Annotated in this window: 22 protein-coding genes, 1 tRNA gene and 2 pseudogenes; 7 read left to right on the top strand and 18 right to left on the bottom strand. The window is 70.7% G+C overall.

Features of this window, described 5'->3' with window-relative positions:
• Positions 1 to 4 precede the first annotated feature (4 nt).
• From LIX60_RS03675 to LIX60_RS03685, 3 genes are all read right to left on the bottom strand, one after another.
• Complete coding sequence (locus LIX60_RS03675; RefSeq protein ID WP_227957174.1) at positions 5 to 1,531, bottom strand: AMP-binding protein; 1,527 nt, start codon at positions 1,529 to 1,531, stop codon at positions 5 to 7.
• Between the two features lie 380 nt (positions 1,532 to 1,911).
• Positions 1,912 to 2,559: an HAD family phosphatase gene (locus LIX60_RS03680; protein WP_227957175.1), complete on the bottom strand. Its 648-nt coding sequence runs from the start codon at positions 2,557 to 2,559 to the stop codon at positions 1,912 to 1,914.
• Between the two features lie 98 nt (positions 2,560 to 2,657).
• Complete coding sequence (locus LIX60_RS03685) at positions 2,658 to 3,857, bottom strand: acetyl-CoA C-acyltransferase (protein WP_227957176.1); 1,200 nt, start codon at positions 3,855 to 3,857, stop codon at positions 2,658 to 2,660.
• Between the two features lie 917 nt (positions 3,858 to 4,774).
• Here LIX60_RS03685 and LIX60_RS03690 point away from each other — a divergent pair.
• Entirely contained in the window at positions 4,775 to 5,596 is an 822-nt protein-coding gene (locus LIX60_RS03690) for a hypothetical protein (protein WP_227957177.1), read from the top strand.
• Positions 5,597 to 5,880: 284 nt separating this feature from the next.
• Here LIX60_RS03690 and LIX60_RS03695 read toward each other — a convergent pair whose 3' ends face one another.
• A complete protein-coding gene (locus LIX60_RS03695) occupies positions 5,881 to 6,423 on the bottom strand; it encodes a hypothetical protein (protein WP_227957178.1) in 543 nt (180 codons plus the stop codon).
• Between the two features lie 258 nt (positions 6,424 to 6,681).
• On the opposite strand from LIX60_RS03695, the gene LIX60_RS03700 reads away from it, so the two are divergent.
• On the top strand, positions 6,682 to 7,161 hold the full coding sequence (locus LIX60_RS03700; RefSeq protein WP_227957179.1) for a hypothetical protein: 480 nt from the start codon (positions 6,682 to 6,684) through the stop codon (positions 7,159 to 7,161).
• Between the two features lie 133 nt (positions 7,162 to 7,294).
• Here LIX60_RS03700 and LIX60_RS03705 read toward each other — a convergent pair whose 3' ends face one another.
• A complete protein-coding gene (locus tag LIX60_RS03705) occupies positions 7,295 to 9,085 on the bottom strand; it encodes an AfsR/SARP family transcriptional regulator (protein ID WP_227957180.1) in 1,791 nt (596 codons plus the stop codon).
• A gap of 972 nt (positions 9,086 to 10,057) precedes the next feature.
• Complete coding sequence (locus tag LIX60_RS03710) at positions 10,058 to 10,567, bottom strand: CHRD domain-containing protein (RefSeq protein ID WP_227957181.1); 510 nt, start codon at positions 10,565 to 10,567, stop codon at positions 10,058 to 10,060.
• 529 nt (positions 10,568 to 11,096) lie between these two features.
• Between LIX60_RS03710 and LIX60_RS03715 the strand changes: the two are divergent.
• Positions 11,097 to 11,267, top strand: a pseudogene (locus tag LIX60_RS03715) (translocation protein TolB); the annotation flags it as partial.
• A gap of 195 nt (positions 11,268 to 11,462) precedes the next feature.
• Positions 11,463 to 12,119 carry a TetR/AcrR family transcriptional regulator gene (locus tag LIX60_RS03720; protein WP_227957182.1) on the top strand — a complete coding sequence of 219 codons (657 nt, stop codon included), beginning with the start codon at positions 11,463 to 11,465 and terminating at the stop codon, positions 12,117 to 12,119.
• A 157-nt stretch (positions 12,120 to 12,276) separates the two neighbouring features.
• Here the strand turns inward: LIX60_RS03720 and LIX60_RS03725 are convergent, their stop codons facing one another.
• The 3 genes from LIX60_RS03725 to LIX60_RS03735 all read right to left on the bottom strand — a co-directional run bounded on the left by LIX60_RS03725 (position 12,277) and on the right by LIX60_RS03735 (position 16,813).
• The gene (locus LIX60_RS03725) at positions 12,277 to 13,644 is read right to left on the bottom strand and encodes a phenylacetate--CoA ligase family protein (protein ID WP_227957183.1); all 1,368 of its coding nucleotides are present in this window, start codon (positions 13,642 to 13,644) and stop codon (positions 12,277 to 12,279) included.
• A gap of 192 nt (positions 13,645 to 13,836) precedes the next feature.
• On the bottom strand, positions 13,837 to 15,462 hold the full coding sequence (locus LIX60_RS03730) for a carboxylesterase/lipase family protein (RefSeq protein ID WP_227957184.1): 1,626 nt from the start codon (positions 15,460 to 15,462) through the stop codon (positions 13,837 to 13,839).
• A gap of 112 nt (positions 15,463 to 15,574) precedes the next feature.
• Positions 15,575 to 16,813, bottom strand: coding sequence for a CSLREA domain-containing protein (locus tag LIX60_RS03735; RefSeq protein WP_227957185.1), 1,239 nt, complete (start codon positions 16,811 to 16,813; stop codon positions 15,575 to 15,577).
• Positions 16,814 to 17,318: 505 nt separating this feature from the next.
• On the opposite strand from LIX60_RS03735, the gene LIX60_RS03740 reads away from it, so the two are divergent.
• Positions 17,319 to 18,185 (top strand): site-specific integrase, encoded by an 867-nt coding sequence (locus LIX60_RS03740; RefSeq protein WP_227957186.1) that lies wholly within the window; start codon positions 17,319 to 17,321, stop codon positions 18,183 to 18,185.
• Positions 18,186 to 18,255: 70 nt separating this feature from the next.
• On the opposite strand, the gene LIX60_RS03745 is transcribed toward LIX60_RS03740, so the two are convergent.
• The 4 genes from LIX60_RS03745 to LIX60_RS03760 form a co-directional block, all read right to left on the bottom strand.
• A tRNA-OTHER gene (locus LIX60_RS03745) sits at positions 18,256 to 18,359 on the bottom strand.
• A 108-nt stretch (positions 18,360 to 18,467) separates the two neighbouring features.
• Positions 18,468 to 19,700, bottom strand: coding sequence for a DUF4253 domain-containing protein (locus LIX60_RS03750; protein WP_227957187.1), 1,233 nt, complete (start codon positions 19,698 to 19,700; stop codon positions 18,468 to 18,470).
• 50 nt (positions 19,701 to 19,750) lie between these two features.
• Positions 19,751 to 20,176 carry a DUF4259 domain-containing protein gene (locus LIX60_RS03755; RefSeq protein WP_227957188.1) on the bottom strand — a complete coding sequence of 142 codons (426 nt, stop codon included), beginning with the start codon at positions 20,174 to 20,176 and terminating at the stop codon, positions 19,751 to 19,753.
• A gap of 279 nt (positions 20,177 to 20,455) precedes the next feature.
• Positions 20,456 to 20,824 carry a VOC family protein gene (locus tag LIX60_RS03760; protein WP_227957189.1) on the bottom strand — a complete coding sequence of 123 codons (369 nt, stop codon included), beginning with the start codon at positions 20,822 to 20,824 and terminating at the stop codon, positions 20,456 to 20,458.
• A gap of 63 nt (positions 20,825 to 20,887) precedes the next feature.
• Between LIX60_RS03760 and LIX60_RS03765 the strand changes: the two genes are divergently transcribed.
• Both LIX60_RS03765 and LIX60_RS03770 read left to right on the top strand, forming a co-directional pair.
• Positions 20,888 to 21,346: a MarR family winged helix-turn-helix transcriptional regulator gene (locus LIX60_RS03765; RefSeq protein ID WP_227957190.1), complete on the top strand. Its 459-nt coding sequence runs from the start codon at positions 20,888 to 20,890 to the stop codon at positions 21,344 to 21,346.
• Positions 21,347 to 21,650: 304 nt separating this feature from the next.
• Entirely contained in the window at positions 21,651 to 22,040 is a 390-nt protein-coding gene (locus LIX60_RS03770) for a hypothetical protein (RefSeq protein ID WP_227957191.1), read from the top strand.
• Positions 22,041 to 22,250: 210 nt separating this feature from the next.
• Here the strand turns inward: LIX60_RS03770 and LIX60_RS03775 are convergent, their stop codons facing one another.
• From LIX60_RS03775 to LIX60_RS03795, 5 genes and pseudogenes are all read right to left on the bottom strand, one after another.
• Positions 22,251 to 22,949: a contact-dependent growth inhibition system immunity protein gene (locus tag LIX60_RS03775; protein WP_227957192.1), complete on the bottom strand. Its 699-nt coding sequence runs from the start codon at positions 22,947 to 22,949 to the stop codon at positions 22,251 to 22,253.
• Between the two features lie 40 nt (positions 22,950 to 22,989).
• Positions 22,990 to 23,295: an RNase A-like domain-containing protein gene (locus LIX60_RS03780; RefSeq protein ID WP_227962611.1), complete on the bottom strand. Its 306-nt coding sequence runs from the start codon at positions 23,293 to 23,295 to the stop codon at positions 22,990 to 22,992.
• Between the two features lie 29 nt (positions 23,296 to 23,324).
• Complete coding sequence (locus LIX60_RS03785; protein ID WP_227957193.1) at positions 23,325 to 24,026, bottom strand: hypothetical protein; 702 nt, start codon at positions 24,024 to 24,026, stop codon at positions 23,325 to 23,327.
• 25 nt (positions 24,027 to 24,051) lie between these two features.
• On the bottom strand, positions 24,052 to 24,894 hold the full coding sequence (locus LIX60_RS31690; protein ID WP_227962612.1) for an RNase A-like domain-containing protein: 843 nt from the start codon (positions 24,892 to 24,894) through the stop codon (positions 24,052 to 24,054).
• Positions 24,895 to 25,679: 785 nt separating this feature from the next.
• Positions 25,680 to 25,988 (bottom strand): annotated as a pseudogene (locus LIX60_RS03795) (WXG100 family type VII secretion target); the annotation flags it as partial.
• Positions 25,989 to 26,038 lie beyond the last annotated feature (50 nt).

The raw sequence follows: 26,038 nt of genomic DNA on the forward strand, positions 1-26,038 counted from the left end.
GAGTTCAGTGGCGGCGGGCGGGTACGTCGCCGGTCACCGGGTCACGGGTCAGCTCGGTACGGTCGATGGAACGCTTGAGGATCTTCCCGCTCGGCCCCTTGGGCAGCGCGTCGACGAACCGGATGATGCGCGGGACCTTGTAGGCGGACAGTCGCTCCCGCGTCCAGCTCGACACCTCGGCGGCACCGAGCCCGGAACCGGGCCGGGCCGCGACGAGGGCGGCGACCTCCTCGCCGTAGTGATCGTCGGGAACGCCGATCACGGCTGCCTCGATGATGTCCGGGTGCTCGAAGAGAACTTCCTCCACCTCACCGGGATAGACGTTGTAGCCGCCGCGGATGATCAGATCCTTGATCCTGTCGACGATGCGCAGGTCGCCGTCCGTGTCGGTCTCGCCCAGGTCGCCGGTCCGGAACCAGCCGTCGGGTGAAAGGCACGCGGCGGTGTCCGCAGGGCGGTTCCAATAGCCGCGCATCACCGTGGGTCCCTTGATGTGCACTTCGCCGACGGTGCCCGGCGGGCACTCCCTGCCGTGGATGTCGCGCACCTGGACCTGCAGCCGCGGGACGGCCCGCCCCGTGTACCCGGTCTTGCCGCCGCGGTCGATGTCGTTGAAGGTGCCGAAGGCGGTGGTCTCGGTGAGCCCGTAGCCCTCGAGGATGGTGCAGCCGAAACGGGCCTCGAAGGCCCGGGCGATCTCCCCGGGCAGCGACGCACCGCCGGAGACGGCGACGCGGAGTTGGGCGAAGTCCGCCGGATTGGCATCACCCGCCGCGTGCAGCATCGCGTTCCACATGGTCGGTACGCCGGCCATGATGGTGAGCCGGTCGTGGCGCAGCATCTCCAGCATCGAGGCCGGGTCGAACCGCGCCAGCAACGACATCGATCCGCCCGCCGTCAAGGTCGCCATCATGACCGATGCCTGGCCGAACACGTGGAACAGCGGGAGTCCGGTGCCGGTGCGGTCGGCACTGGACCCGCGGCTGCACTCGGCGCCGATCTCCCCTGCGGACAGCAGGTTCCCGACCGTGAGCTGGGCGCCCTTCGGCCGCCCTGTCGTACCGGACGTGTACAGAATGGCCGCGGTCTCGTCGTGGTCCCGGTCGACGACGCGGGCCGGGCCGGCGTCGGTGACCGCCGCGCCCGTGGACAGTACCCGGAAGGGCACCTCGAGCGCCGAGGCCGCCTCCGCGACGGCGGGTCCCAGGGCGTGCCATGCGACCGCCAACGAGCAGCCCGCGTCGCCGAGGACGTATTCGACCTCGGCCCGGGTGGACATCGTGTTGACCGGAACCACGACGCAGCCTGCGGTCTGGATGCCGAGGTAGGCCACTACGAACTCGGGCACCGACGGCGCCGCCAGCAGCACCCGGTCCCCGGGAGACAGGCCTGCGGCGGCCAGGGCGCCCGCGTACCGCAGGCTCGCGTCGGACAGTTGGCGATAGGTCCACTGCTCCGCGCCGCCGCGCAGCGCGATGTTGCCGGGAGTCGCGGCCGCGTGGCGGCGGACCGGTTCGAGAACACTGGCCATGGGCGGTGCCTTCCGGGGATGTGAGCAGGTTGCGCGGTTCGGGGCTCCTCCTCGCCGCTCCGAGTAGACTTGAACCCGAGCTCAAATTCAAGCCTGCTGCGCGCGGAAGTGACCGGTGTGCGGACCGTCCGGGCTTCTCGCCGTGGACGGCGCGACCACGCCCGCCGAAGCGCGTACGGCGGCTCAACCGGACAGGATCCGGGCGGGGCGGGACCCGAGCCGGGTACGGGTGTCCGATCGCCGGAGCGCGGAGACGGCACGGGGGAACAGAAGGGCACGGGGCCGGTACCAAGCGGGCGCGGGCGCAGCCGCCCGGCCCGCGGCGCCGGCCCGGGTATGGCCGGTTCCTGCGGCCGCGTGCTCGTCGATCGGTCGCCCGGTCAGGCCGAGATCCCGTAACTCTCGGCCAGTTGGCGGCGGGTGTCGGCAGCACCGGTGTGCAGCACGCCCCCGATTCCGATCCGCGCCGCTCCGTCGAGGTTCTGCCGCAGATCGTCGATCATGACGGCCTCCTCAGGGGCGATGCCGAGGCGTTCACATGCGATCGCGTAGATCCGCCGGGAGGGCTTGCGGATCCCGACCTCGGAGGAAATGACCACCGCATCGGCCACCGCGGCGAGGTCGACGCCGTCGTAGGTCCCGTTCCCGAAGGAATTGGACACCAGCGCAACGGGATACCCGGCGGAGCGGAGATCACCGAGCAGGGCGAGCACCTCCTGGTCGATCGACATTCCCGCCTGCATCCGGGCCGTGAGCCCCTCCGCCTGTACGGCGGCGCCGTGGGCGCGGAGGCGCTCGGCGAACCCCCGCTCGAAGGCTTCGGCGTCGATACGGCCGCACTCGTGATCGGCCAGGAGGGCGCGTGACGGCTGATCCCGGCCGAGAAGGTCCAGCGGCAGGCGCGGGTCGCCGCCGAGCGAGGCGCCGAAGTCGGTGAAAGCCTGCAACACACTGGACGTGATGACCCCGCCGAAGTCCACGAGGACCGCGGTTCGGGCCCCCTCCACGACGTTCAGCACACTGCCCACACCCTCTCTCCCACGCCGGCTTCCACCGGCCCCATGCGACGGCAGCCGCGTCCACCGCCCCTTCCGCCGCCGCGCGGAAGCCCGGCGGCAGGTGGACCTCAGGCCACCTCGAACAGCCCGGCTGCGCCCATTCCGCCGCCGACGCACATGGAGATCACGACATACCGGACGCCACGGCGCCTGCCCTCGATCAGGGCGTGCCCCACCAGGCGGGCGCCGGTCATTCCGTACGGATGGCCGACCGAGATCCCGCCGCCGTTGACGTTGAACCGCTCCGGGTCGATGTTCAGTTCGTCCCGGCAGTACAGCGCCTGGGAGGCGAACGCCTCGTTGAGTTCCCAGAGACCGATGTCGTCGACGGTGAGACCGTGCCGCTTCAGCAGCTTCGGAATGGCGAACACCGGACCGATCCCCATCTCGTCCGGTCCGCAACCGGCGACGGCCATGCCGCGGTAGGCGCCCAGCGGCTGCAGTCCGCGGTGCTCGGCTTCCTTCGCCTCCATCAACACCGACGCGGAGGCCCCGTCCGACAACTGCGAGGAGTTGCCCGCCGTCACGCTGGAACGCGCGGCCACCTGACCGTCCGGCAGCACCGGCGCCAGTGCGCCCAGACCCTCGAGTGTGGTCGACGCGCGGTTGCCTTCGTCCCGGGTCAGGGTCACCGCCTCGTCCCGCACCTCCCCGGACTGCTTGTCCATGACCTTCCTGACGCTGTCGAGCGCGACGATCTCCTGATCGAACCGCCCGGCCTCCTGCGCCGCCGCGGTGCGCTGCTGTGACACCAGCGCGAACTCGTCCTGGCGCTCCCGGCTCACGCCGTAGCGTTCGGCGACGATCTCCGCCGTCTGCAACATCGGCATGTAGATGCCCGGCTTGTGCTCGACCAGCCAGGGATCCGCCATGCGGTGGGTGTTGAGGTGGTCGTTCTGCACCAAGGAGACCGACTCGACGCCGCCGCCGACGGCGATCTGCATGCCGTCGCCGACGATCTGCTGGGCGGCCGTCGCGATCGCCATCAGGCCGGACGAGCACTGCCGGTCGATCGTCATACCGGACACGGTGTCCGGAAGCCCGGCCCGGAGAGCCGCCTGGCGGGCGATGTTGCCTCCGGAGGACCCCTGCTGCAGGGCGCAGCCGAGGATCACGTCCTCGACCTCGCCTCCTTCGAGCCCGGCGCGCCGCACCGCGTGCGAGAGGGCGTGGGCGGCAAGTTCCTGCGCCTGGGTGTCGTTGAACGCGCCGCGGTACGCCTTTCCGATCGGTGTCCGCGCCGTCGAAACGATGACTGCTTCCCTCATGTCGCCTCACTGCTTCCTGTCGCTCCGGCGTCTGCGAGCCCCCGGCTTGAATCCCGGGTGCCGTGACCGGGCTCACCGCCGGCCGGCCGTGCCGCGGGGGGGGGTGGGAGCCGGACCTCCACGTTATAGTTGAATTCGGCGTCAGGTTCAACTGCCTACTGCCGGACAACGCGGGACACCTGGGATCGGGATCGGGGCGAGACGCCCTGGATCACACCCTCCTTCGACGCCCCCGCTCGGGACGCGGCCCCACGGCCTGCGCCACCGGGCCGGAACGCCGCGCCCGCCGCGACATCCGGCCAAAGACGCTGTGCGCGGTCGCGGTTGCGGTTGCGGGGTGCGCACCCTCGGCCTTGACAATCCATGTCAACGACTGAAAGCTGACCGACCAGTCGGTACGAAAGGGCGGGCCGTGGGCGAACTGCGCGACTCCACTGCTCGGGGCGTGCTCGACGCGCTACCGGCGGATCCGCCCCCGCGCCGCCCGTTGCTGTGGCCGCTCGGTTTCCCGCGGACCGGCCTGGTGTGGCAGCGGCAGACGGCACTGGCCGTGCACGGTGACCGGGTGGTGGCGCCGAACAGCGCGGACTCCCCCGGGTCCAGCCCCGGACGGCCCCGCCCCGGCGCTGAACCGCTACCGGGCCGGGCGTCCCGACGGTGCGATCGGCGTCATCGACGTCTCCACGCCGTACGTCCGGGACACGGAGGACAGCACCTTCGGCCCGGCGGCCGCGCGGGAGACCGGGCAGCGGGTCACGGACCGTACCGGTTCGAGACCCTTTGGAGCGTCAGCCACCGGGGCTCCGAGGAGGCGCCCGAGACGCTGAGCCGCCTGCCGCTCGGACATCTGCGAGCGCGCGGCGAGTACGGAACCACAGTGAACTCCCCGTCTGTTGACTCTCAGAAGAGGTGACCCGATGAAGACAGCACGAACAGCCTGGCGCCGACTCGAACCCGTACACGCCATGATCTACTTCGTCCCCGAGGGACGGCGGCGGTACGCCGACCTCGGACTCAGCGGACGCACCGGGTACTTCGTATCCCGGAGCGCCGCCTTGGGCCGAGCATCCGCCGAGCTGGTCATCTCGACCTTCTACAACTTCAACCCCGCTTTCGTACGGAAGGCGGTCGACGGGGCCTGGGACACGGCGACGCCGCAGCAGGTGCTGGACGCGCGGCACGCCGCCGCGAGCGAGGCCCTGCGACGGGCCGGGATCCACGAACTGCCCGCTCTGGACGAGGTCCTGGCGCTGACCCGCAGGGCCGCCGAGGCGGCCTGCGAACACGCCCAGGGCCGCCCGCTGTTCGCCGCGCATGCCGCTCTGCCCTGGCCGGAGGAACCGGTGCTGCAGTTGTGGCACGCCCAGACCCTGCTCCGGGAGTTCCGTGGGGACGGCCATGTCGCGTGCCTGCTGAGCGAGGGCGTCGGGGGCCTGGAGTCCCTGGTTCTGCACGCCGCCACCGGCGAGGTTCCCGTCGACTTCCTCAAGGGAAGCCGCGCGTGGCCCGAGGAGGAGTGGGCCGGCACCGAGGAAAGCCTGCGCTCGCGGGGTCTTCTCGACGGCGACTCCCTCAGCCCGGAGGGCGTACGCCTGCGCCGGCACATCGAGGACCGCACCGACCAGCTGGCCCTTCCCGCCTACGCCGCCCTGGGTGAGGCCGACTGCGAACGCCTCGCCGAACTCGCGAGCCCCTTCGGCCACGCGGTCGTCGACGCCGGCCTCCTCAAGATCGGCTGACCGATACCTCCACCCCTTCCGCCTCGTGGTCGTCCTGCTCGACCGGGCGGCCATGGCCGACGACAGAGCTCTGGCCGCCACTGGTCACGGCGCGGCATCCGACGGCGGTTGTGGTCCGGCCGCTGGGTGGCAATGACGCCGGCCGTAAGATGCGGCCGAGGAGCCGGTACGGCCGCGGCTGTCCCGGAGGGGGCCCGCGCCCGCCGTACCGGCCCACCGCGAGGCGGGCATGGGACTCCGCTCGGCCGCGGAGCACGCGCGGGGCCGGCTCGTCCGGCGCCTCGCTACAGGACGGACATGCCGCTGAGATCGACGACGGAGGGCTTCCGCCCGGACTCGGCGAACTCCCACGCCGCGATCTCCGCGCTCTCCGGCACGCGGTAGACGAACAGCATCTCGTCCTTGCGGCCGGGCCGAAGCCGGTCGTCGCAGTCGGGATTCCCCGGGACGCCGTAGAGGCCGGCGAGGGGTTCGTAACGGCGGCCCCGGTCGTCGACCAGGGTGCTGGTGAAGGGCGGTGAGCAGGTCAGACCCATACCGGCCTTCGTGTCGTTGCGGACGACGGTCTCCAGTGCCACGATCTTCCCTTTGCCGCCCGCCCGCTCCGTGCCTCCCTCCATTGCGATCTCGTCGGCGTCCCGTACTCTGCCGATCTTGACGGCCACGCCGCCGCTGCGGGCCTCCTCGCCGCCCGTGAAACGGGTCGCCGGCCCAGTGCTCCCTGCGGTCGCCCCAGGGCCGGGGTCGGAGTCGGCCGGGCCGCCGCAGGCAGTCATGACCAGGGCCGCGCAGACGGTCACGGCGGTGGTGGTGGCGCGAGTGCGCATGGTGTCCCCCAGTGGTGTGGTCGTCCATGATCCTCCGGGACGCTACCGGCGCCGCAGGGCCGTGTGGCCGACTCGTTACCGTGCACGAGCTATCCCTCCGGTCACGGTCTCCACAGTGGGAGGGGAGGTGCAGACACGAACCGCGAGCACGAGCGGGGCACCGTGCTCGCTGACCGGGGCCTGACCGAGCGCTGACCGCGGCGGCCTAGGTTCACTACCGAGCCGGAGAAAGACTCCGGCACAGCAGGAGGTCCCCGCATGACCAGGATCCGCACAGCGACCATGGCGACGGCGGCCGCGGCAGCTCTCGCACTCGCTGCCCTCACCCCCGCCGCGGCCCACGCCTTCCCCGCAACCGACACCGGCGGCCGGCAGCACAACGGCATCGCCCGGCAGTCCGCCGACACCCTTCTGTACGCGCCGGCCACCCTGTACCGCAACCAGGCGTGGACCTCCGGCAACGGCCGGGCCGTACTGCGCCTGCAGTCGGACGGCAACCTCGTGCTGTACAAGAACGGCAGGGCGGCCTGGCAGGCCCCGGGCGCGTGGCCCAACGGCTACCGGGCGGTCGTCCAGTACGACGGCAACTTCGTCCTGTACGACGTGAACGGCCGCGCCCTGTGGGCCACCGGCACTTACGGCCGCCCGGGTGCCTACCTCGCCGTCCAGGACGACGGCAACCTGGTGATGTACACCCGCAACGGCGGCGCCCTGTGGGCCACCAACACCGGAGACTGACACACCACCACGCGACCATCGAGCCGGGACCGCCGGCACCACAACTCCCCCCTTCGCCGCAGGCCTCACGCGGCGAAGGGGGCCCGGCCGTGGCGGAGCCGTCGCCCGCCGATGTCCCGCCCTGCCCCGGCGGTCACCGGCAAGCCGTCGGGAGGAGCCGGCCGCCGGGAATGTCGCGGCCGGCAGAGCTGTACCGTTCCCCGGCGTAGGCCCGCACCAGAACATGGAAGTGGTACAGCCGGTCGCCCGTGAGCGTTTCGCCGGCCTCCTCCACCAGGTGGGCGTCGGCAAGACGCACCATCAGCAGGCGGCCCGTCACCTCGTCGACCGAGAGCGCGGCCGCCCCGTCCCCGGCCGTGAAGGGGACACTCAGCGCCGCGGCCAGCCGCCGGAAGGCCGCACGTTCCGCCCGCTCCAGCGTGTCCAGGACCGCGTCGATCCGGTCGTCGAGGTCCAGCCCCAGCCGGGCCAGGTCGGACAGGCGATGTTCTTCGGCGCACCGTTCCAGCAGGTCGGCGCAGAGGGACAGCCGTGCGGTGGGGTGCCCGGCCAGACGTGCGCCGGCGGCTGTGACCGCCAGCGGCAGCCGGCCCAGGCATTCCGCGATTCTTACGGCCGCCGCCGGCTCGGCCTTCAAACGCCCGTGTCCCACGGCACGTCCGAGCGCTTCCACGGCCTCGCCGGGGGTGAACGCCCCGAGCCGCACTGCCGTGTGCGCGCGAAGCCCGTACAACGCACAGCAGGTGGTGACCAGTGCGACCGAGCCCGGCCCGGCGGGCAGCAAGGGTTCGACCTGGCGAGCCGATACCGCCCCGTCCAGCACCACCAGCACCCGGCGGCCCGAACTCCAGGAGCGGAAAGCCGCCGTTCTCTCCTGCGCGGTGCCGGGGACCGCTTCCGGTGCCATGCCGGTCGCCCGCAACATGCGGCCCAGTGCAGCGGAACCGTCGTCGGCGTCGCCGGGCACATCGCCCAACGGCACATGGAACTGCCCGTCCGGGTAGTGCTCCCGCAACAGGTGGGCGGCGTGTACGGCCGTTGCCGTCTTGCCGACACCGGGCATGCCCACCAGACACACCACGGGAACGGCACCGCGTCTGCGGCCGGAGGCCGCGAGCCCGGTCACGCCGGCCAGCACGCCGGCACGACCGGTGAATCCCGAGACGTCCGGCGGAAGCTCCGCCGGACGCACCCGCGTCCGGGCCGGCCCCTCCTCCGCCGGGAGCCCCGCCTCGTCCCTGAGCACGGCATGATGCAACCGCTGTACCTGCGGCCCCGGTTCCGCCCCCAGTTCCGCTCCCAATCGGCGCCGCAGGTCCTGGTACGCCGCAAGAGCCTCACCGCGGCGGCCCGCGCGGTACAGCGCCAGCATCAGCCGCGCTGCCAACCCCTCGTGGAAGGGCCGCCCGGCCGCCAGCTCGGTGAGTTCCGCCACCACCTGACCGTGGTGGCCCAGCTCCAAGTCGGTGTCGATCCGCAGTTCCAGCGCCCGCAGCCGCGCCTCCTCCAACCCGGCCGCGTGCACACCCAGCACCTCCCCGCAGCGGACACCCGACAGAGCCGCGCCCCGCCACAACGCCAGTCCGCGGCCCAGCAACCGGCGAGCCACCCCCGGGCGGCCCTCCTCCGCCTCCCGTCTGCCGTGCGCCACCAACGCCTGGAACCGACCGACGTCGACCGCCTCCTCCGGCAGCACCGCCATGTAGCCGCCCGGTCGCGTCACCACCCACGGGGCAGTGCCCGACGGCTCCGGCGCGAGCGTCCTGCGCAGCTCGTAGAGGCTGGTGTGCAGGGCCCGCAGGGCACGACGCGGCGGATGCGCCCCCCATACCTCGTCCCCCAGTGCGTCCGTGGAGACCACCTCACCACGGCGCAGCACCAGCAGGGCCAGGACCTGCCGCAACTGCGGGGCGCTCGGTGTCACCGTCCGCCCCGCGGACAACACCTGAAAGGACCCCAGCAAACGGCACTCCACACCGCTACTCATCCCGGCGCACCCCCTCTTACGGACACCCCACCGAACGTGCCCAGCCCTGAAACCGGAAGCAGTCCGCCGGCCGTCCGCGACGCCCCTGCACCCCCGGTTGCGCGGGAGGAGTCTCGCTGCTGCGGCACGGCTCGGTGCCGCAGCAGGATTCCCGTGAATCCCGGCAACCCATCGTATGCGCGTGCGTACGCAGCGAAAGGGTGCCATCAGGCCACACGCGTCTCTCCATGACGTTCCGCCCCGCGGCCCGTCGCGGTCCGCCTCTCCCCCGTCGGCCGCTGCGCCGGCCACGACCGCTTCTTCCGGGGGTCCGCGCCTGCGCCTGATATGCACCTTTCAGGGCCTGTCCGTCGTCTTCACCCTGAACGGAGTCATGGCCGACGAACGCGAAACCCTCCTCGACCTCCTCGGCACCGAACTCCTCCAAGGCCGGCCGGATCAACACTGATCGGCGACAAAAGCACTTCGGCCAGGGCTTCGCCAGACACGAACTCGACGAGCACGGAATGCAGTTGCTACGACCGATCCGCAAGGGCGAACGGCAGCCGGTGCGGATCCCTGTCCATGCCCCTGCGGCACGTCATCGAGTCGATCAACGAGACATTCAAGGGGCAGCTCGTCCTCGAACAGCACCAAGGACGCATGCCCGGCGGCGTCATCCCCCACGTCACGCAGCGCATTATCGCGCCTACCGCGGTGATCCGGCATCACAGCGGCCGCCGCCACACTGTTGTCCTTGGCGGACGTGGCCGCCACCCGCTACGTCCACCACCAGCCGCAGCGGTGGTCCCCACCCGGGCGCACCCTGCGCCCGACCACCCGCCCCGTGGCCGGGCGCCGTGCGGCTGCCCGGCCCGGAGCGACTGGCCGCCCTCCCACGGGTGCTGCGGCACGCGACCGCCCCGCGGGTCAGTGAGTGCGCTTCAGCTGGCCGCGCACAGCACCGGCTGGGAATTCCGCGTTGTGCACGTTCACATAGAAGACGAAGGTGTCCTTCTTGATGCCCTGGAGCTCCCAGAAGGTGAGAACTCTGTTGGCGTTCGCCGGGTTCTGGTGCTCTTGAGCTCTGATGCAGCCACGGACCTTGCCGTCCTCGGGCGGGGTCTTCAGGGCGACCGCGATCGGGCCCGCCTCCCCCTTCGGGCCGAAGTGGATATGGGCGGCGGTCGGTGTCTCGACGCGGCGCACCCGGAGGCTGTAGCAGAGCTTGTCCCCGTCGGCCTTGAAACGGAACCAGCCCCGGCCGTCGGGATCTCCGGGGCCGGGCACCTCCTGGGCGCCGTCGAGGTGGGCGCGACCGGTGACCGCACCGCCGCCGTGAGTGTCGCCGGTGGTCGCGGCACCGGCGGGGGCGGTGAGCGAGGCGCACAGGACCGAGGCGCCGAGTGCGGAAGCCGCAGCGAGAGAGAAGACACGCATGTCGGAACTCCTTCTGTATCCGGAGGGTGACTTGCTTGCACGCTACGTGCGCGAGGGGTCTGCCGCGTTTCTCCCGGGCATTGGAGGTACGTCCGAACGGGGCCTCCGCCGCCGGACCGAGCATGCCGCCGCAGGTCCTGGCCGCCGCGATCACCCTGCAGGCCCCACACGGGCGTCGCGATGACCCCGCCCGCACGTACCCGCGGCCGACCTGGTGGTCTGTCCCTGGTTCCGCATCGGTGAGCAAGTGGCGACAGCCATCGGGATCGCCGCCCGGTTCGAGGCCACGGCCGAGGTGACGGTCGACGAGCTACGGATCGGGCTCACCCACTCGCTGGATGCAGCGGCCGACCGCTTCTTCCCGAGAACTGGATCGGTCGGCCGTCTCCTCGTGAGCGCCCTGGCTGCCGGGAGGCCGCCGCGTCTTCACCTACCGGCTGCCGGCCGCACCCGTGCTCTTGCAGCACGGCACCATCCACGACGTCGGCTTGCTGGTGTGGCGGCGGCTGCTCCACCACCACTCGGGCGGTCGGTCGCCCCTTTCCTGCGGGTCACCGGTCATTCCTCCTCAGAGATCACTGGGCCGGCTTTCAACCCCGCGGGCGACCGGCTGTATTTCTCCTCCCAGCGTGGCACCTCCGGTTCCAGCAGCGGCGGCATCACCTACGAGGTGACCGGCCCCTTCCGCACCTCGCTGTGACGGCCCCGCCGACCGCAGAGCCCGGAGGGCTGGGCGGCGGCCGTCCGCGAGACCAGGAGCCTGGAACGAGTGCAGGCGGCCGCGGCCACGGCGGCCGGCCGGCCGGAGGGTGCGCCATTCGAAAGTCCCGAGCCTCTGACCGAACCGGGGGTGGTTCACTGAACACACCGGAAGGGCTCGTCTAGAGTCGGGCGCATGACGGAGGCACCTGCCCACGATCGCGGCATGCGGTCACGCGAGGCGATCCTCGACACCGCCACCGGGCTGATGTCACTGCACGGCTACACTGCCACGTCCATTTCGATGATCTCCGCCGCGTGCGGTCTCCCCGCCAGCTCCATCTACTGGCATTTCGGCAGCAAGGACGGCATCTACGTCGCGGTGCTCGAACGCGCCAGGCTCACCTTGCTGGCGGCCCTGCCCCCGGTCGAGGTACCGGGGGCAGACGCCGGCCATCGGCTGGACCACTTCCTCGAAGCGGTACGAGACGGGTTCCAACGCCATCCACACAGCCTGAAGCTGCTGCTCGGGCTGGGCATGTTGCGGGAGAACTCCAGTACGGCGGCCGTGGCCGAGCTGCACCGCTACCGCGACGCCCTGGTGGCGTGGGCCAGGGACTCCCTGTGCGTCGTCTTCGGTCTGCACGACCGCCCCGAGGTGGCGGACGAGCTGGCCCGCTTCACCCTCAGAACGGCGAGCGGAACCGCCGTCGCCCGCTGGTTCGAACCGGACACGGCTCTGGAGACCGAGCCGCTGCGCGTCGCGTTGCCGGCCCTGGCGGCCCACCACGGGGTTCGCGTGGGGTGGACGTCCGCGGCCGGTCCACGTCCCGGGCCCGGCGCGGACCAGTAGTTCTCCGCCAGGGGAGGCGGGGCTGCCCCGCGTGCGCCGGACACCGGCATCGAGCCGGGTGTCCCGCCGGTGTCCCTGTCCATCGCTCGACGGAACCGCTCCTGGAGGCACGGCCGGCCTCTGACCCCGCCCGGCACGCCGTGGGCGCCGGGCGGGGTCAGGAGAAGGGGATGACGACGCGGAACTTGCCGCCTGCGGACTGCTGGGGCGGCTCGTGGCCGCGTTCGACGGTGCAGTGGCCCACCTGGTGGGCCGTGAGCAGGCCTACGATCTCGGCGCGTACCGCGGTCCACACCGTGTCGGGGTCTGCTCCGGTGGACGTGCGCACCCGCACCCGCAAGGTGGTGGGTGTCGTCTGCACGATCTGGAACAGGTCGACATCAGGGGTGCGCTCGATGGCGGTCTCGAACGCCATCGGCACGATAGGGACACTCTTGCCGTCCCGGCGGCGGAAGGTCAGCAGCTCCGCGGACCGGCCGCGCACCTTGATCGCCTGTAACGGGTCCCCGCAGGGGCACGGGTCCGCACGCCGCAGGACGCTGTCGCCCAGGTCGTAGCGCAGGATCGGCTGCGCCCATCGGCACAGGCTGGTCAGCAGTACGGTGGAGGACTGCTGACCGGGCGGTGTGGGGCGGTGGTCGGCATCGACGGGCTCCAGGATCACCCAGTCGTCGTGGATGTGCAGCCACCCCTGCGGGCAGCCGTAGCCCAGCGCGAGGCTCTCGTTGCAGCTATAGGTGTTGACGACATGTGCCCCGAACGCCGAGCGGATGCGTTGATGCTCGCTGTCGCCGAGGCCTTCGGCCACGAGCGACACCACGGCGGGCTTGATGCGCAGCCGGCCGGCCAGCTGCTCGCCGGCGAGCAGCGCGATCATGGTGGCGTAGCCGTCCAGGAGCACCGGCCGGTACCGGTTGAGCTGCTCCACCAGCTCGGGCAGCGGGCTGTGCACCGAGAAGACCCGGCTGATTCTGACCTGCCGGCGGCCGGTGGCCCGCAGCCGGGTGTTGACGGCGTACGCGGCCAGGTGGCCGCCGGTCGCGATGACGTGAGCCGATCGGAGCCGGCGCGTGAGCATCCGCGCAAGCCGGGCGAAAGTGATCGTACGCGAGACGGCACGGAGCGACAGGGCCTTGACCACCGCTGCCGCCCGGTCGTCGAGCAGGAAGACACCGCGGTGTCCGGTGGTTCCCGAGGTGGTGGAGACCAGGTACTTGCCGAGGAAGTGGTCGCCGATCCGCTCGGGGTCGTCGACGAAGGCCCGTACCCGGTCGATGGTTGCCTCCGGGTCGGTGACCCAGTCGTTGAAGTGCGCCATGAGTGTCTGCTTGTCGGTCACCGGCAGCAGGGCCGGGTCCTGGACCTGTGCCGGGAGGTCGCGGTAGAGGCCGGCGTAGTAAGGGGAGTGGGCGCGGGCGAAGGCGACCATCGCGGCCAGACGGTCCCGCTGCCGGTGGGCCAAGGCTTCCGGTCCCTGCCGGTGCGCCCGGCGCGCGTCCTGGGCCAGCGTGAATGCGGAGGTCATGACACTCTTCTTCCGTTGTGATCGCTGTGCTGCCGTGCGCAGGAGCACAGGTGGGGCCCCGCCGGGCGGCCTGCCGGGGAGGGGAGAGGTCCTCCGGAGGGCCGGGACGGCGGCCCCGCTGCAAGGGGGTGGGGCAGCCGAGGAGGCCCGCCGGAGCGGAGGGGATCCGCGCCGGCGGGCGGTGAGGCACCGTCAGGAAGCCGCGGAGGGCTGCCAGAACGCGCAGTGGTGGTCGGACGCGAAACCGGTCGTGGGAGCGATTCGGTCCGGGGCCAGCACCTGGATGCGGTCACGGCTCGCGGTGTAGCGCGGCCAGGCGGGGGCGCCGGGATGGTTGGGGTTGCCGGTGGCGGCGAAGTGGGCCCAGTAGTCGGTCATCCGGTCGGACAGCCGGCGCTGGGCGGGGGTGAGGGGCGACAGGGCGTCCGTCGGGAACAGATAGGCCAGTTCCGCCGCGTGGAAGGCTCCCTGCGGGGTGTGCGGCGCCGGGATGAACGGCGGCGCCTGGGGATCGTTGAACTCGTAGGCGTAGACGGCCACCCGGCCGCTGTACCGGCGGTTGTCCGCCCTCGCCGGGCAGGCGAACCGCTGGTCGGTGCCGACGGCGGAGTAGGCCAGGTTGGGGGACGGGTGGGCGGAGGCCGGGTATGTGCCGAGGACGGTGTCCGCGCGGGCGGGATGCTGCGATCTGATCAACGCGGCGTAGCGCTCGGGGGTGAGCGGCCCGCCGCCGAGCAGGTCCACGTTCAGCGCGGTGAAGTATCGGTACTCGTCGTGGGTGCTGCCGCTGAGCGTCGGGACGGCGTTCACCCGTCCCGTGGCCCACGCTGTGCGAGGCGGTAGGGGAAGAATGCGCGGCCCGGTGTTCGCTCCCCACAGGGATGTGGCGCCGGGCGTGCCGCGGATGAGTTCGGCGGGGGGTACGGCGCGCAGACAGGCCGGGGCGGTCGAGGGGTCGGTGCAGCCGACCGAGGCCGCGAAGTCCTGACCCTTCCGCTCGGCCGCGGCCAGACTCAGCGGGGTGAGGGCCTTTTCGGACACGCAGCTTCCGCTCTGCTGGACGGCGCGGTGGAACAGGCCTCTCGCGGTGGGTGAGGTGATGTGGAGGCAGGTGTCGGCAGATCCGGCGGACTGGCCGCCGAGGGTGACCCTGGCCCGGTCACCGCCGAACGCGCCAATGTTGTGCCGTACCCAGCGCAGGGCGGCCTGCTGGTCCATCAGGCCGTAGTCTCCCGAGGCCCGGTCTGCGCTCTCGGCCGACAGGGCGGGGTGGGCGAGGAACCCCAGTGCTCCCAGCCGGTAGTTGACCGTGACCACGACCACGCCGCGCGCGGCCAGCGCCGCGCCGTTGTAGTCGCTTCCGGCGCCGTAGGCGTTGCCGCCGCCGTGCAGCCACACCAGCACCGGCAGGGCCCTGGCGCCGGTCCGGGCGGGGGTCCATACATTGAGGTACAGGCAGTCCTCGGAGGTACTGCCGGTCCGGTTGGACTCTCCGGGGAGGACCGGGCCGCCGTCGGGGAGCAGCGTCAGCGGTAACTGGGGGCAGGGGCCGGCCGGTGTAGTGGCCTCCCGCAGGCCGGACCATGGTACGGGCGGCCGGGGCGGGCGCCAGCGCCGCTCTCCCATCGGCGGGGCGGCGTAGGGGATGCCCTGGAAGAGCCGGCCGCCACCGGGGCCGGCCGCGCCGCGTACGCTGCCGTGCACGGTGGCCACGGCCAAGGGGTCGGGGCCGGAGTGGGCGGAGGCTGCCGGGAGTGCGGTGACCGACAGCAGCAGGGCCGCCGCGGCGGTCGCGGCGCGGGTGAAGATACGGCGCATGCGGGGTCTCATTCGGTTCCCTTCCGTGCCTTGGGTGTCCTGCGGTGGCCGGCGCGGGCGCACGGGTGGCAGCCGGTCCGGTAACCCCGCCGGCGGACGTCTCGTGTCCGTGTCACGGCGTGTGTTCGTAGGCACCGATGTCGCAGGCGGCTCCCTGGGGCCGGGGGACGCCGCGCTGGTCGGTCGCGGGGCAGTGGGCGGCCGCGTCAAGGGCGGGGCTGCCGGGCAGCAGCGCACGGGTGTCCGTGGGCCCGCCGTTGTCGGCAAGCGGTCCGACGAGGGCGGCTCGGCTCGGCAGGTCGCCGGCGGCGGTGAGGCGGCAACTGCCGTCGCTGTCGAGGTTGTGGCCCTGCGATTCGATGTCGGCGAAGGCTCTCTTGCAGTCACCGGAGGAGTCTTCACCGGTGTTGCCGGCGACGATCGAGTTCTGCAGGGTGAGACGGCCCAGAGGCAGATCAATGATCTCGGGGATCGGCGAGGGCAGGCTGTCCAGGTAGGCGGGCGCGATGTTGACTCCGCCGCCGTGCGGCGCGCTGTTCCCGGTGATAGTCGAGTTGAGGATCTTCACATGGCCCAGGCCGCGGATGTCCACGCCCCCGCCGTACCCGCCCAGGCTGCCGGGACGGTCACCGGGGTCGGTCACGCGGTTGTCGCTGATCGTCGAGTTGGTCACGGTGCCGCTGTCGTCGAACCTGATGCCCCCGGCCTCCCCCGCGGCGTTCCCGCTGACGGTGCTCTCGATCAGCTCCAGGTGCGAGTTGGGGATGTTGAAGATGCCGCCGCCGTAGCCGGCGGAGTTCCCGGTCACCGCCACCCGGCGCAGGGTCAGGTTCTTCGCGTTGGCGATTCCGCCGCCGCCGGGGTCGGTGAAGGGCACTTCGCGCTGTTTGGCGACACCTCCGGTGATCGTGAGATCGGACAGCCGGGTGTCCGCCCGCGTACGGAAGACGCGGTCGAGGCGGCTGCCGTCGATGATGGTGGTCCGAGCGCCGGCGCCCTGGACCGTGGTCGGCGCTTGGACGTTCAAGTCGCCGGTGGCCGGGTCGACGTGCGGTCCGATGAGCAGGCGGGGGTTGGGCGGGATGGTCAGCTTGTACCGGCCGGCGGGCAGCGTGATCGTGCTGCCGGGCCGGGCGTTGGCCGCCATCACCGCCGCGCGGAGGCTGCAGGTACCGGCCACGGTGCGGCAGGCACCGTCCGACGGGTCGGTGTCCACCGCGTCGGAGGTGGTGTTCACGGTGAACTCCGCGGGCCCGGCGGCCGCGGCGGCGACAGAGGCGGGAGCTGCCACGTTCGCCGCCATCGCCAGTACCGCGGCGACGAGTGCCGCCGGAATGGTTCGTTCCCTCATCTGCTGAACTCCTGTCCGTGAAGGGATGCTGACGCACGTTCCGACCGGCGAGGACTGCCCGGTGTTGCACAGCTTGCGGAGATTCGCTCCGGGGCCCGGCCGGGCCCCGGATGGGCCGGGAGAAGGGGACAACGGACGGACGCGATCGCCGCCGCGGAGCGTGGGAGCGAGGACTTTTCTGCTCGCCGGCGGGGTGCCCGGCCGAGCAACGATGCGCTCCGAGGGACGACGCGGTGGCGCCCCTCTCCGCTCTGTAGGGATCGTTCCATTCAGAGTGGGCGCTGTCTACCGGCGCGAGCCTGGATCGCGCGAATGCAGCGGGCTGCCAGCCGCGGTGTCACCCCGGCAACGGCGACCACGACCCTGGCCGAGTACGGCGACGAGGAATGGGCGTTGGCCATGCAGGGTTTGGAGGCCAAGACCTTGGACCCCTACCGGGCCGGCTGGCGGCTGCGGGTCCTCCCCACCTTGGGTCATCTGCCGGTTACCGGCCATCACGAACGGCGTGGTAGACCGTGCCGTGTACGGCTGGATCGCTGACGAGTGCGGGCGCTCCACGGTCAAGAACAGCCTTGCCGTCCTGGTGCGCGTGATGGAACAAGCCGTGCGAGACGGGATCATCGACAGCAACCCGGCCCGGGTCGTGGGCTGGCAGCAGGCGTACAAGCGGGCCGAAAACGAGTTGGACGACCCGCGCTCACTCGCCCTGCCGGACTGGGACGCCCTGGACAAGCCGGCCTCCGCCCTCGTCGCCCGGTCCGCCGGGGAGTACCAGGGTTGGGGCGACGTGGTGCGCTTCGCGGCCTGCACCGCTACCCGGATCGGGGAGGTCGCCGGCGTCCGGGCCGTGGACATCGACCGCGAGCACTGGGTCTGGCACCTGTGCCGACAGACGACGCCCGGACCCGGCGGCCTGGCCGATAAGGGCACGAAGGGAAAGCGTCGCCGAGTGGTGCCGATCCTTCCCGAGATCCGGCCGCTGGTCGCCCGTCGGCTCGACGCTGCCGGACGTGATCCGATGGCGCGGCTGTTCACCGGACCGCGGGGCGGCAGGATCTCCACGGCTGTCCTGCGGGACGCAACCCACTGGGACGAAGTGGTAACCAAGCTCGGATACGAGCATCTGCGGCGGCAGGACCTTCGGCACACGGGCCTGACGTGGATGGCTGACGCCGGTATCCCGCTGCACGTCCTGAAGATCGCCGGACACGGGTCGCTGAGCACCACACAGCGCTACCTCCACCCGGATCACCGCTCGATCGACCTCGCCGGAGCGGCGCTGAGTGCGCACCTCGCGGCCGGCCGGGAGGAGGCTGGTCCCAAAGTGGTCCCAGAGGAGCAACCCCGGCGGCATCTGCGGCTGGTCCGCTAAGACGCCGCCGGAACGAGAAAAAGCCCGCTGAGCTGGAGATCCGATCTCCGCCAGCGGGCTTTGCGCACCGTCGGGACGACAGGATTTGAACCTGCGACCCCTTGAACCCCCAGCGTCAAGTACCGACCCGGCCCTGGACTGCCCAGGACCGACCGAGACGCCGCCCTCATCCCGCTCCCCGCCGCGAAGAGCCACTCCCGGAGGCCGGCGCGCGTCGCCGGGCGCAGCCCCCGGAAGACCACTTCACGAGGGGTGGTGAGCGTCCCTGGGGCGCATGGCGCGTCAGTCCCACCAGAAGTCCCAGTTGTGGACACCGGTCATTTGCTCGGCGTACGCGGCCAGTGTGTACGGCCGTGTACCCTGCCAGATGTTGTCCGGGCAGAAGGCGAAGTGTTCGGCCGCGACGAGCAGAGCGTCCTGCTGCGTCATCGGTGGAGCGGCGACGCTGAGGTGCAGGGTGGAGAATCCGACCGCGACGACACAGGCACCGAATCGGTGCTCCCAGTCGCGGATGACGGCGGAGAACTTCGCCGTGTCGTTGTCATAGTTGGCGGGCCCCGACCAGCCCGCCGCCGTGAGCGCTTCGGCGCCTGACGCCGCGACGACCAGCCCCAGCCGTGCCTGCGGGCGGTCCGCGAGAAAGGCCTGCGCGTACTCGGCGGCCACGTCATCGGCGTCCGCCACTGCCTGCCGGCCGGGGGCAATGCCGGGCCAGCGCTGTCCGTAGGGGGCTGTTTCGGCGAGGCGCTGCTCGGCGGAGAGTGCGTCGTCGTCTTCGTCGACGGCGGTGTGCGCGGCCCACCATTCCGCGAGGAGGCCGGCCGGTTCGTGGTCCGTCGGGGAGGACATCTGCTGGAGGAAGATTTCGCCCGATCCCCACGGGCGGCATGCGTCGTCCCCCGGATCGAGTGTGTCGAGCAGGAGCGGCCAGAGGCCGGAACGCGTGTGCTCGGCGTGTATCCGCGCCCATAGTCCGGCTGTGGCCGGACGGTCGCTGAGCCACAGCGGTTGTACGTCTCCGTCGCCCTCGTCAGAGGTGATCAGCCGGCCGGGAGGGAGTGGAGTCCCGAGGTTCCTTCCGGGTTCGGCGGGCAAGGGTGGCTGCCGGTGCTGCTGGGATGCCCACACGGCGCTGTCTCGGTACTGCTGGAAGGTGTGCCAGCCGGACGTCTGCCGCGGAGTGATCAGCTCGCCCTCCGCGCAGTCGAGGACCTTGCAGCGCAGAACGTCCGCGAGGCGGAAGACGGGGTCGAGCACGTCGTCGCCGGAGCCTCTGATGTGGAGCATGATCGAGTCCACCGGGTCCTCCGAACCGATGTTGAGTTCCATGGACCAGGTGGGGCCGAGGAGTTGCCCCCAGGTGGGGTCGGAGAGGTCGGCTTCGGGGACGGCCCGGGTGATGGCCGCGAGGACGTCGTCCCGGCTGCCGAGCGGGGCCGAGGCGTAGTCGTCGGGGATCTGCCGCAGCGAGGCGGCTTCGTCGGGCAGACGCAGGAGCAGCACGTCCCAGCTCATGGTGGGGCCTTCCCGGGGTGACGCGTAACTGGTGGCGGGGGTTCGGTCGTTCAGAGCAGCGTGAGCTGTTCTTCGGGACGCTGGGGCATGAGCACGTTCCGCAGGTTCCGGATGCTCGTGCACCAGGGGCCGCCGTCCGACTCGTCCCAGAGTTCCATCAGCTCCGACGGTGCGGTCATGACGCGGTCGAGGGCTTGGAGCGCGAGGTCGCGGAGATCCGTGAGGTCGGGGAGGGGCTCTTTCGGTCCGTAGACGGGATCGGTGGGCTCCCCTTCGGGGCACTGCGCGGCGATGAGGGCGGCCGCCGCGACGGCTTCCTCGGACTCGGGTGCTTCGAGGTAGCCCGCGGTGTCGATCACGCGGGTGAGGGCGTCGTGGACGATGCCCGCGCGTTTCTCCGCGGCGGCCTCATCGAGGGTTCCGCTGAAATCCGCCGCGGTGTCGTTGCCGAAAGGCCCGACATCCCAAGTGCCCATGGTGTTCTCCCGTTTCGTGGCCGGTTCTACGGATCCTGACAGCAGCCACTGACAAAGAGCCCTGCCCGGGCCGTGACGGGAGCGGTCTCGCGGCTCATCGCGGTGGAGGGCGCAGTCGGGGGTATGAAGCCGCCGGTGTCGAGCAGGCTGCGCGCGATGTGGTTGGCCAAGTTACGGAAGCCGAGAACGGTGCCGCGAAGGTGTCGAGTCGGCCGTTGACGGCCTCGGGCAGGAGCCCAGAGTGTGACCGCTGGTGGTCGTCCGGTGGTGTTGGGCCGATCAAGCGCGGTCGTGGAGCGTGATCTGGTAGCCGTCGGGGTCGGCGAAGGTGAAGGTCCGGCCGAAGGGGCCGTCGATCGGTGCGGAGACGATGGTGTGACCGTCGGCGACGAGCGCGTCGTTGATGGCCTGGACGTCGGTGGCGTGGAGCCAGATCGCGGCACCGACGCCGGGCTGGGCGACGGATGCGAGGTCGGTGCCGGGAATGACGTCGCGGAGTGCGAAGGCGATCGGCTTCGTCTCGAAGACGACGGCGTGCGGAGGTCCGGCCGGAGAGCGGACGAGGCCCAAGTACTGCTCGTAGAACGCCCGCGAAGCGTCGCGGTCGCGCACTTGGAGCGAGATGAAGTCGGGGCCGGTGACGGGCATGATGACACTCCTTCTCTTCGTGTCAGCTTCCTGACACGCTTCAACCTATGTCAGAATACTGACATGAAGCAAGAAGGTGTCGGCGTCGACCTGGAGACGTCACTGGGCTACCTGCTCAAAGAAACGTCGAGCGCCCTCCGCGGGGCCATGGAGGAAGTGCTGCGGCCGCTCGGGATGAGCGTGACGCACTACTCCTGCCTCGAGCTGCTGGCACAACGACCGGGCTTGTCCAACTCCGAGCTAGCGCGCGGCGCGTTCGTGACACGGCAGACGATGAACGTGCTGCTCCAGGCCCTGGAACGAGACGGCTACGTGACCAGACCCGCGGAAGCACCCGTCGGGAAGGCGCTTCCCACGCGGCTCACGCCTCGCGGCCGACGAAGCCTCGAGAAGGCGAGCGCAGCCGTCCGGTCCGTCGAGGCCAGAATGCTGGCCGGCCTGACCGAGGCCGAGCAGTCGGACGCGTTCCGGATCCTGCGGAGGATGATCCATTCCCTGCGCGCCGACAACGACGGCGCGTAACTCGTTCCACGGCGCACGTTTCGACACGGCGCGGTACGGCCACCGGCCCGCTGCGCGACTCCGGCCCAAGGATGCGCTCCCCCACCGGCTGAAGCCGGTGGTCCCCTCGCAAGAAGGTCTGATGGACGAGGATGCCGCCCGACACGCAAACCCGTCATCTCATGGCCCGCGCCATGGCCGCTCCGGCGCCGACGTCAGCTTCGGCACGGGCTCCGGGGCCCGCCACGAAGCCCGAATCCACGCCTGACGAGGGGCCGATGCCACCCAAGACTCATGTGATCGATCCCAGCGTTACGCTGAGGTCGTGACAGGCAAGAGAACAAGTGAACGGTGGCTCTTCGCCATGCTTGCCGCTTCCGCGGTGGTCGTCTCGGCGTGCTCGGGGGCGGTCGACCCGGAGAAGCTGCCCGGTGTGTACCGCAACGCCGACGGCGGGCAGATCGAGCTCTCGGCGGACGGCACGTTCTCGGCCACCGGTGTGACGACAGGCGAGGGTGCAGATCCGGTCGACTTCAGTGGCAGCTGGGACTATGAGGATCCGGGAACGTCGAGCGATTTCGTGTACTTGGGGGTCGAGGACGGCGGGCTCGGCAAGATCGGCGGGATCCAGCTCTATGTAGACGATCAGGACACGCTGTACTTCCGGTCCGATCCGGACGGGCCGGTCACACAGGAGCTCAACAAGACGAGCTGAGTGGCCTGACGGCTTGGGCATCTCGGTGACCCCCCGCCCTGTCAACTGCCCGGGAGCCAGCGGCCGGTGGGATGGGCTCGGTTCGCTCTCCTTCATCGCCTCGTTCCACTGCCCGTCCTTGCCGACAGCCGCGCTCGACATCGGTCTGCCCGAGGCCGGAACACTGCTGTTCTCCTCCTTCGACGGCTGGCTCGATGACGGCGAAGTCCGCTACTCCTGCCGCTCCGCCCGCGGCGGCGGCCCATACTCCGCGCCCGGCTGGGCGAGCCGGTGAGCGAGATGGGCGAGCCATCCGCTCGGTGAGTACGGCGCCGGGGGATCGACCTCCATGCCCAGCTCCGCCACGGCCAGGGCGTGGTCCGACTCGTCAAGGTCCAGGGCGAGCAGCTCGTGCAGCTCGCCGACGAGGCGGGCGACGAGCTGCGGATCGGCGGAGGCCCGGTAGTCCGCGATGGCCGCCTCGTGGTCCTCGAACTCGTCCAGCATGTCCTGCGAGAACCACCCGCCGAGGAACTGGCCGAGCTCCGGGAACCGGGCGTGCCACTCCCAGTGGGTGGCGGGCACGGCGGGCGGCGGCACCTCGCCTTCCTCGATGCTGTGCCTGATGTGGTCGGCGAGCGTGTGCAGCCACTCCTGGACGTCTCCCTCCGGCAGGCCCACGTCGGGGATGGCGTAGAACTCGCCCAGGCGCAGCCGGAGCCGTCCGGGCGGGTTCTCGGCGTACTCGCGCGCCTGGCGCTCGGCGACCGCCAGTGCCCGGGGACGGGTGTGCCAGGTGTGCCGTAGGTAAGCCGTCAGGGCTTGGCCGGGTGTGTCCGAGGTGTCGTCCGCCGGCTGCCCGACGTAGGCACGGATCAGCTCGTCCAGCTCGCCGTAGCGGCGGTCGTGTTCGAGAGGGCTCAGAGGCACGGGGATGGGGCCTTTACGGATGAAGGGCTGAGGGCTGTGGCTAAAGGTGGACGGGAAACGTGGCGTGGACGACGAAGCCGTGCGGGGCCGAAGTGTCCCGCTTGAGCACGACACGTGCGGCGCGTACGTCGATGGGCTCCCGCCCGGCCAGCATCATCGCCTGCAACAGCACCCGGCCGACCGGCGCGGGCCGCGCGGGCCAGGACGCCTCGATGGTCAGCCGCGGACGCGTGCCCTGGGCGAGCCAGCGGTGGATGAGCTGCTCGTTGACGGTAACGACCTGCTGCGTGGCCCATCGGGCGGTTTCACGGTCCGGGTAGGTGGCGGACCGGTTCCGGGACGGCATGGCGGGAGAGACCTCTGAAGGGTGTGGTGTCATGACAGGACGGTGTGCTCTCGCCGCATGTGGTCGTCAACAGCCTGGAGCAGGTGGCGCAGTGCCTCCGGGGACACCCAGCCGATGACAGCGGACAGGCTGTCCTCCATCGCTCGCTTTCCCGGGAAGAGCACGAGAGCGGACTGGGCCTCGGCCGCGAGAGGGGCCAGGAACCCGCCGCAGTAAGGGTGCTCGGAATCGATCGCGGCCTGAATGGAGTCATGAAGAGTCGCGTATTCCCCGTCGTACACCCAGTTGGCCCCGAAGCCGGAAAGCCGGGGGAATCCGACCTCGATTTCCCAGCGGGCCAAGGGAAGCTCGTCGTAGTCGTCCTGCGGGTCCTGTTCCAGGGCCCGAAGCTTCCCCGCCAGGGAGTGCAGGTACGCGGAGGCCTCCGTTCCCCCGCCGGCTCGTTCCAGCTGCCGGCGGAACTCCTGCGGCAGCGCCTCCATGCCGTCGGTGCAGAGACCGGCGACGTGGTCGAGCAGCGCGGCCACAGTGGCGATCGGACACACCCAGTCCGTCACGCCGGTCATCCGCGTGGTCCGGATGAAACGCCGCAGCTCCTCGTCGAGGGACAGGGTCTCCCCGGAGTCCCGCACCGCGGCGGCGATATCCAGGACCCTCCTCATCGGACCGTCGATGAAGAGACGTGTGGTGTGCGAGACCACCTGGTCACCGTCCTCGTTGCCAACAGACACGAACCGCGAACAAAACTACGAACTGCTAAGGACTGACAGGGTACGACGTGATGACGACGAAAGGCGGGTCGAGGCCCCTCTTGTACCTCAGCGCGACCTGCGTGGAATGCACCTCGCTCGCCGCGGCGTTCATACCGTGCGCCGTGTAGTCACCGCGTTCCACGGTGCGCCCCGTCACCTCGTTCACGGTGAGCTTGAGAGCCGGGTCGATCTTCGAGTTGTCCGGGTTCCAGTTCGGGTTGTTGGCCATCCGTCTCTCCACCCTCTTGATCCAGTCCTCGACGCGCTGGGCGTTGTCGATGTCGTCGAGTGCCGCCTGCGTCAGACGCTGCGCGGACGACAGATCCTTGTACGTGGAAGCGGACGGGGCGTTCCCCTGGTCCCGGAGGCGCTGCGTCAGCTGGTCATCGGTGAGCCCGATGTGCTTGTCGACGCCGTGGCTTCCATGGATGCCCTCCTGAGCTGCCAGGTCCAGTGGGTGGAAGTGGTTCCTGGGATCCTCCCCGGGACCGTGTACGTGTGCTCGGGCTTGAACTCGTTCAGTGCCCGGGCGCCGAACGCCTGCGCCCGCGCCTCCTCCGCGTGGAAGGTGGGCGCGCTGCGGTAGGCCTCGTCCAACGGTCCCGTCAACGTGTCGAGACGAGGCACCAGCGCATTGACCCGCCGGTTGTATTCGGTGACGATCGCGTTCAGCCGGCCGGTGTCGATGTTGAGGACGATGCCCGCGCCGAGCTGGCCCGCCCCCTTGGCGACCCCCTTCACCACGCCCTTGATGAGGCCCCTGACATCGTCCATCCCGACGCCGTCCTTCAGGTTCACCTCCACCTTGGGGATCGCCTCCCGGATCGCGTCGACGTAGACGTCCCACACCTCCCGATTGAGGTAGACGGCGGCTTCTGCGAAGTCATACAGCAGGTCACCGACCTTCTGGGCGGTGTCGAACAGCACCGTCATCACTGGGTGCGAGGCGGCCTGCGACGAGGCCGAGTCGTGCCTCCACTCATAGCCTTCTCGGCTCGTGCCCCACGCGGTCGTCCCCCAGAGCGCGCTGCAGAACTGCCGCATGGCGTCGTGCCATTCGCTGTTGCTCTGCTGCGGATAGGGGTAGACCTCCGCCACCTTCCCCATGCGGAAGGCGTGTTTCACGACGGGGCGCAGAACCTCGCGGACCGGCTCCGGCACCCACTCCAGCAGGCTGCGGACGAAGTCGTCACCGCCGTCGTCATCACCCCACTTGATGTTGGGTACGGAACCATAGGACGGAGCCCTGTCGATGACCCGCGGCGCTGGCTGGGTGACCGCCCTCGTCCGCCCCGAGGGGTCATTGGCCGCCTCCGCCTTCGCATAGTTGTTGGCCGTCGTGGTGAACCCGACCGCCGCGCCGCCGATGCTCACGACACTCTTGGCCCACACCTCGAGGAAGCGGTTGCCCACTTTGACATACGAGGTGGCGCACGCCTGCGGAGCGGTTCCGTAACCGCCGGCGTCCGGGTACTTGTTCAGCTCGTCCAGAAGGGTCTTGGCGCCCTTGTCCATCGGCGTCTGCTGGGCGGCGACACCCCCCGACACCCGGTAGAGTTCGGACGGCTTGACGTCGATGGTGCCGGCCTGCCCTCCGGGCCCCGGTGTGCCCGGCTGCGGACCGGCCATCAGCGCGCCCCAGCCCCGCAGCACCGCCTGGTGCGCGGCCGTGTAATTGACGTGGCTGGTGGTCGCGCAGGCGTGCAGCCACTTCTGCGCCGCCTGCAGGTCCTGCGCCGAGCGGTCCCACTCGTCGAGTTTGTCGACGAAGACTTCGCGGGCCTCCCCCTCCCACGACAGCACGACCGGGACGACACGGTCGTAGATGTCGTCAAGCTTGTTGTTGAGCTTCTCGAGGATGTCCTCCAGTTCGCCGGCGAGTTCGCGGAGACTGGCAACGGACACGGTTATGTGGTCGTCACCGGACGGCCCGGTCGTCATGATTCCCCCGTTTCATGATCGGAACTGTGCTCGTGGAGGGTGGCGCCGGC

The sequence above is a fragment of the Streptomyces sp. S07_1.15 genome, assembly GCF_020739505.1.
Taxonomy (GTDB): domain Bacteria; phylum Actinomycetota; class Actinomycetes; order Streptomycetales; family Streptomycetaceae; genus Streptomyces; species Streptomyces xinghaiensis.

What these genes read in the sequence shown, in the direction of transcription:
- LIX60_RS03675 (WP_227957174.1), bottom strand. Translation starts at nt 1,531, where the DNA reads ATGGCCAGTGTTCTCGAACCGGTCCGCCGCCACGCGGCCGCGACTCCC.
- LIX60_RS03685 (WP_227957176.1), bottom strand. Translation starts at nt 3,857, where the DNA reads ATGAGGGAAGCAGTCATCGTTTCGACGGCGCGGACACCGATCGGAAAG.
- LIX60_RS03690 (WP_227957177.1), top strand. Translation starts at nt 4,775, where the DNA reads ATGAAGACAGCACGAACAGCCTGGCGCCGACTCGAACCCGTACACGCC.
- LIX60_RS03695 (WP_227957178.1), bottom strand. Translation starts at nt 6,423, where the DNA reads ATGCGCACTCGCGCCACCACCACCGCCGTGACCGTCTGCGCGGCCCTG.
- LIX60_RS03700 (WP_227957179.1), top strand. Translation starts at nt 6,682, where the DNA reads ATGACCAGGATCCGCACAGCGACCATGGCGACGGCGGCCGCGGCAGCT.
- LIX60_RS03710 (WP_227957181.1), bottom strand. Translation starts at nt 10,567, where the DNA reads ATGCGTGTCTTCTCTCTCGCTGCGGCTTCCGCACTCGGCGCCTCGGTC.
- LIX60_RS03720 (WP_227957182.1), top strand. Translation starts at nt 11,463, where the DNA reads ATGACGGAGGCACCTGCCCACGATCGCGGCATGCGGTCACGCGAGGCG.
- LIX60_RS03725 (WP_227957183.1), bottom strand. Translation starts at nt 13,644, where the DNA reads ATGACCTCCGCATTCACGCTGGCCCAGGACGCGCGCCGGGCGCACCGG.
- LIX60_RS03730 (WP_227957184.1), bottom strand. Translation starts at nt 15,462, where the DNA reads ATGCGCCGTATCTTCACCCGCGCCGCGACCGCCGCGGCGGCCCTGCTG.
- LIX60_RS03735 (WP_227957185.1), bottom strand. Translation starts at nt 16,813, where the DNA reads ATGAGGGAACGAACCATTCCGGCGGCACTCGTCGCCGCGGTACTGGCG.
- LIX60_RS03750 (WP_227957187.1), bottom strand. Translation starts at nt 19,700, where the DNA reads ATGAGCTGGGACGTGCTGCTCCTGCGTCTGCCCGACGAAGCCGCCTCG.
- LIX60_RS03755 (WP_227957188.1), bottom strand. Translation starts at nt 20,176, where the DNA reads ATGGGCACTTGGGATGTCGGGCCTTTCGGCAACGACACCGCGGCGGAT.
- LIX60_RS03760 (WP_227957189.1), bottom strand. Translation starts at nt 20,824, where the DNA reads ATGCCCGTCACCGGCCCCGACTTCATCTCGCTCCAAGTGCGCGACCGC.
- LIX60_RS03765 (WP_227957190.1), top strand. Translation starts at nt 20,888, where the DNA reads ATGAAGCAAGAAGGTGTCGGCGTCGACCTGGAGACGTCACTGGGCTAC.
- LIX60_RS03780 (WP_227962611.1), bottom strand. Translation starts at nt 23,295, where the DNA reads ATGCCGTCCCGGAACCGGTCCGCCACCTACCCGGACCGTGAAACCGCC.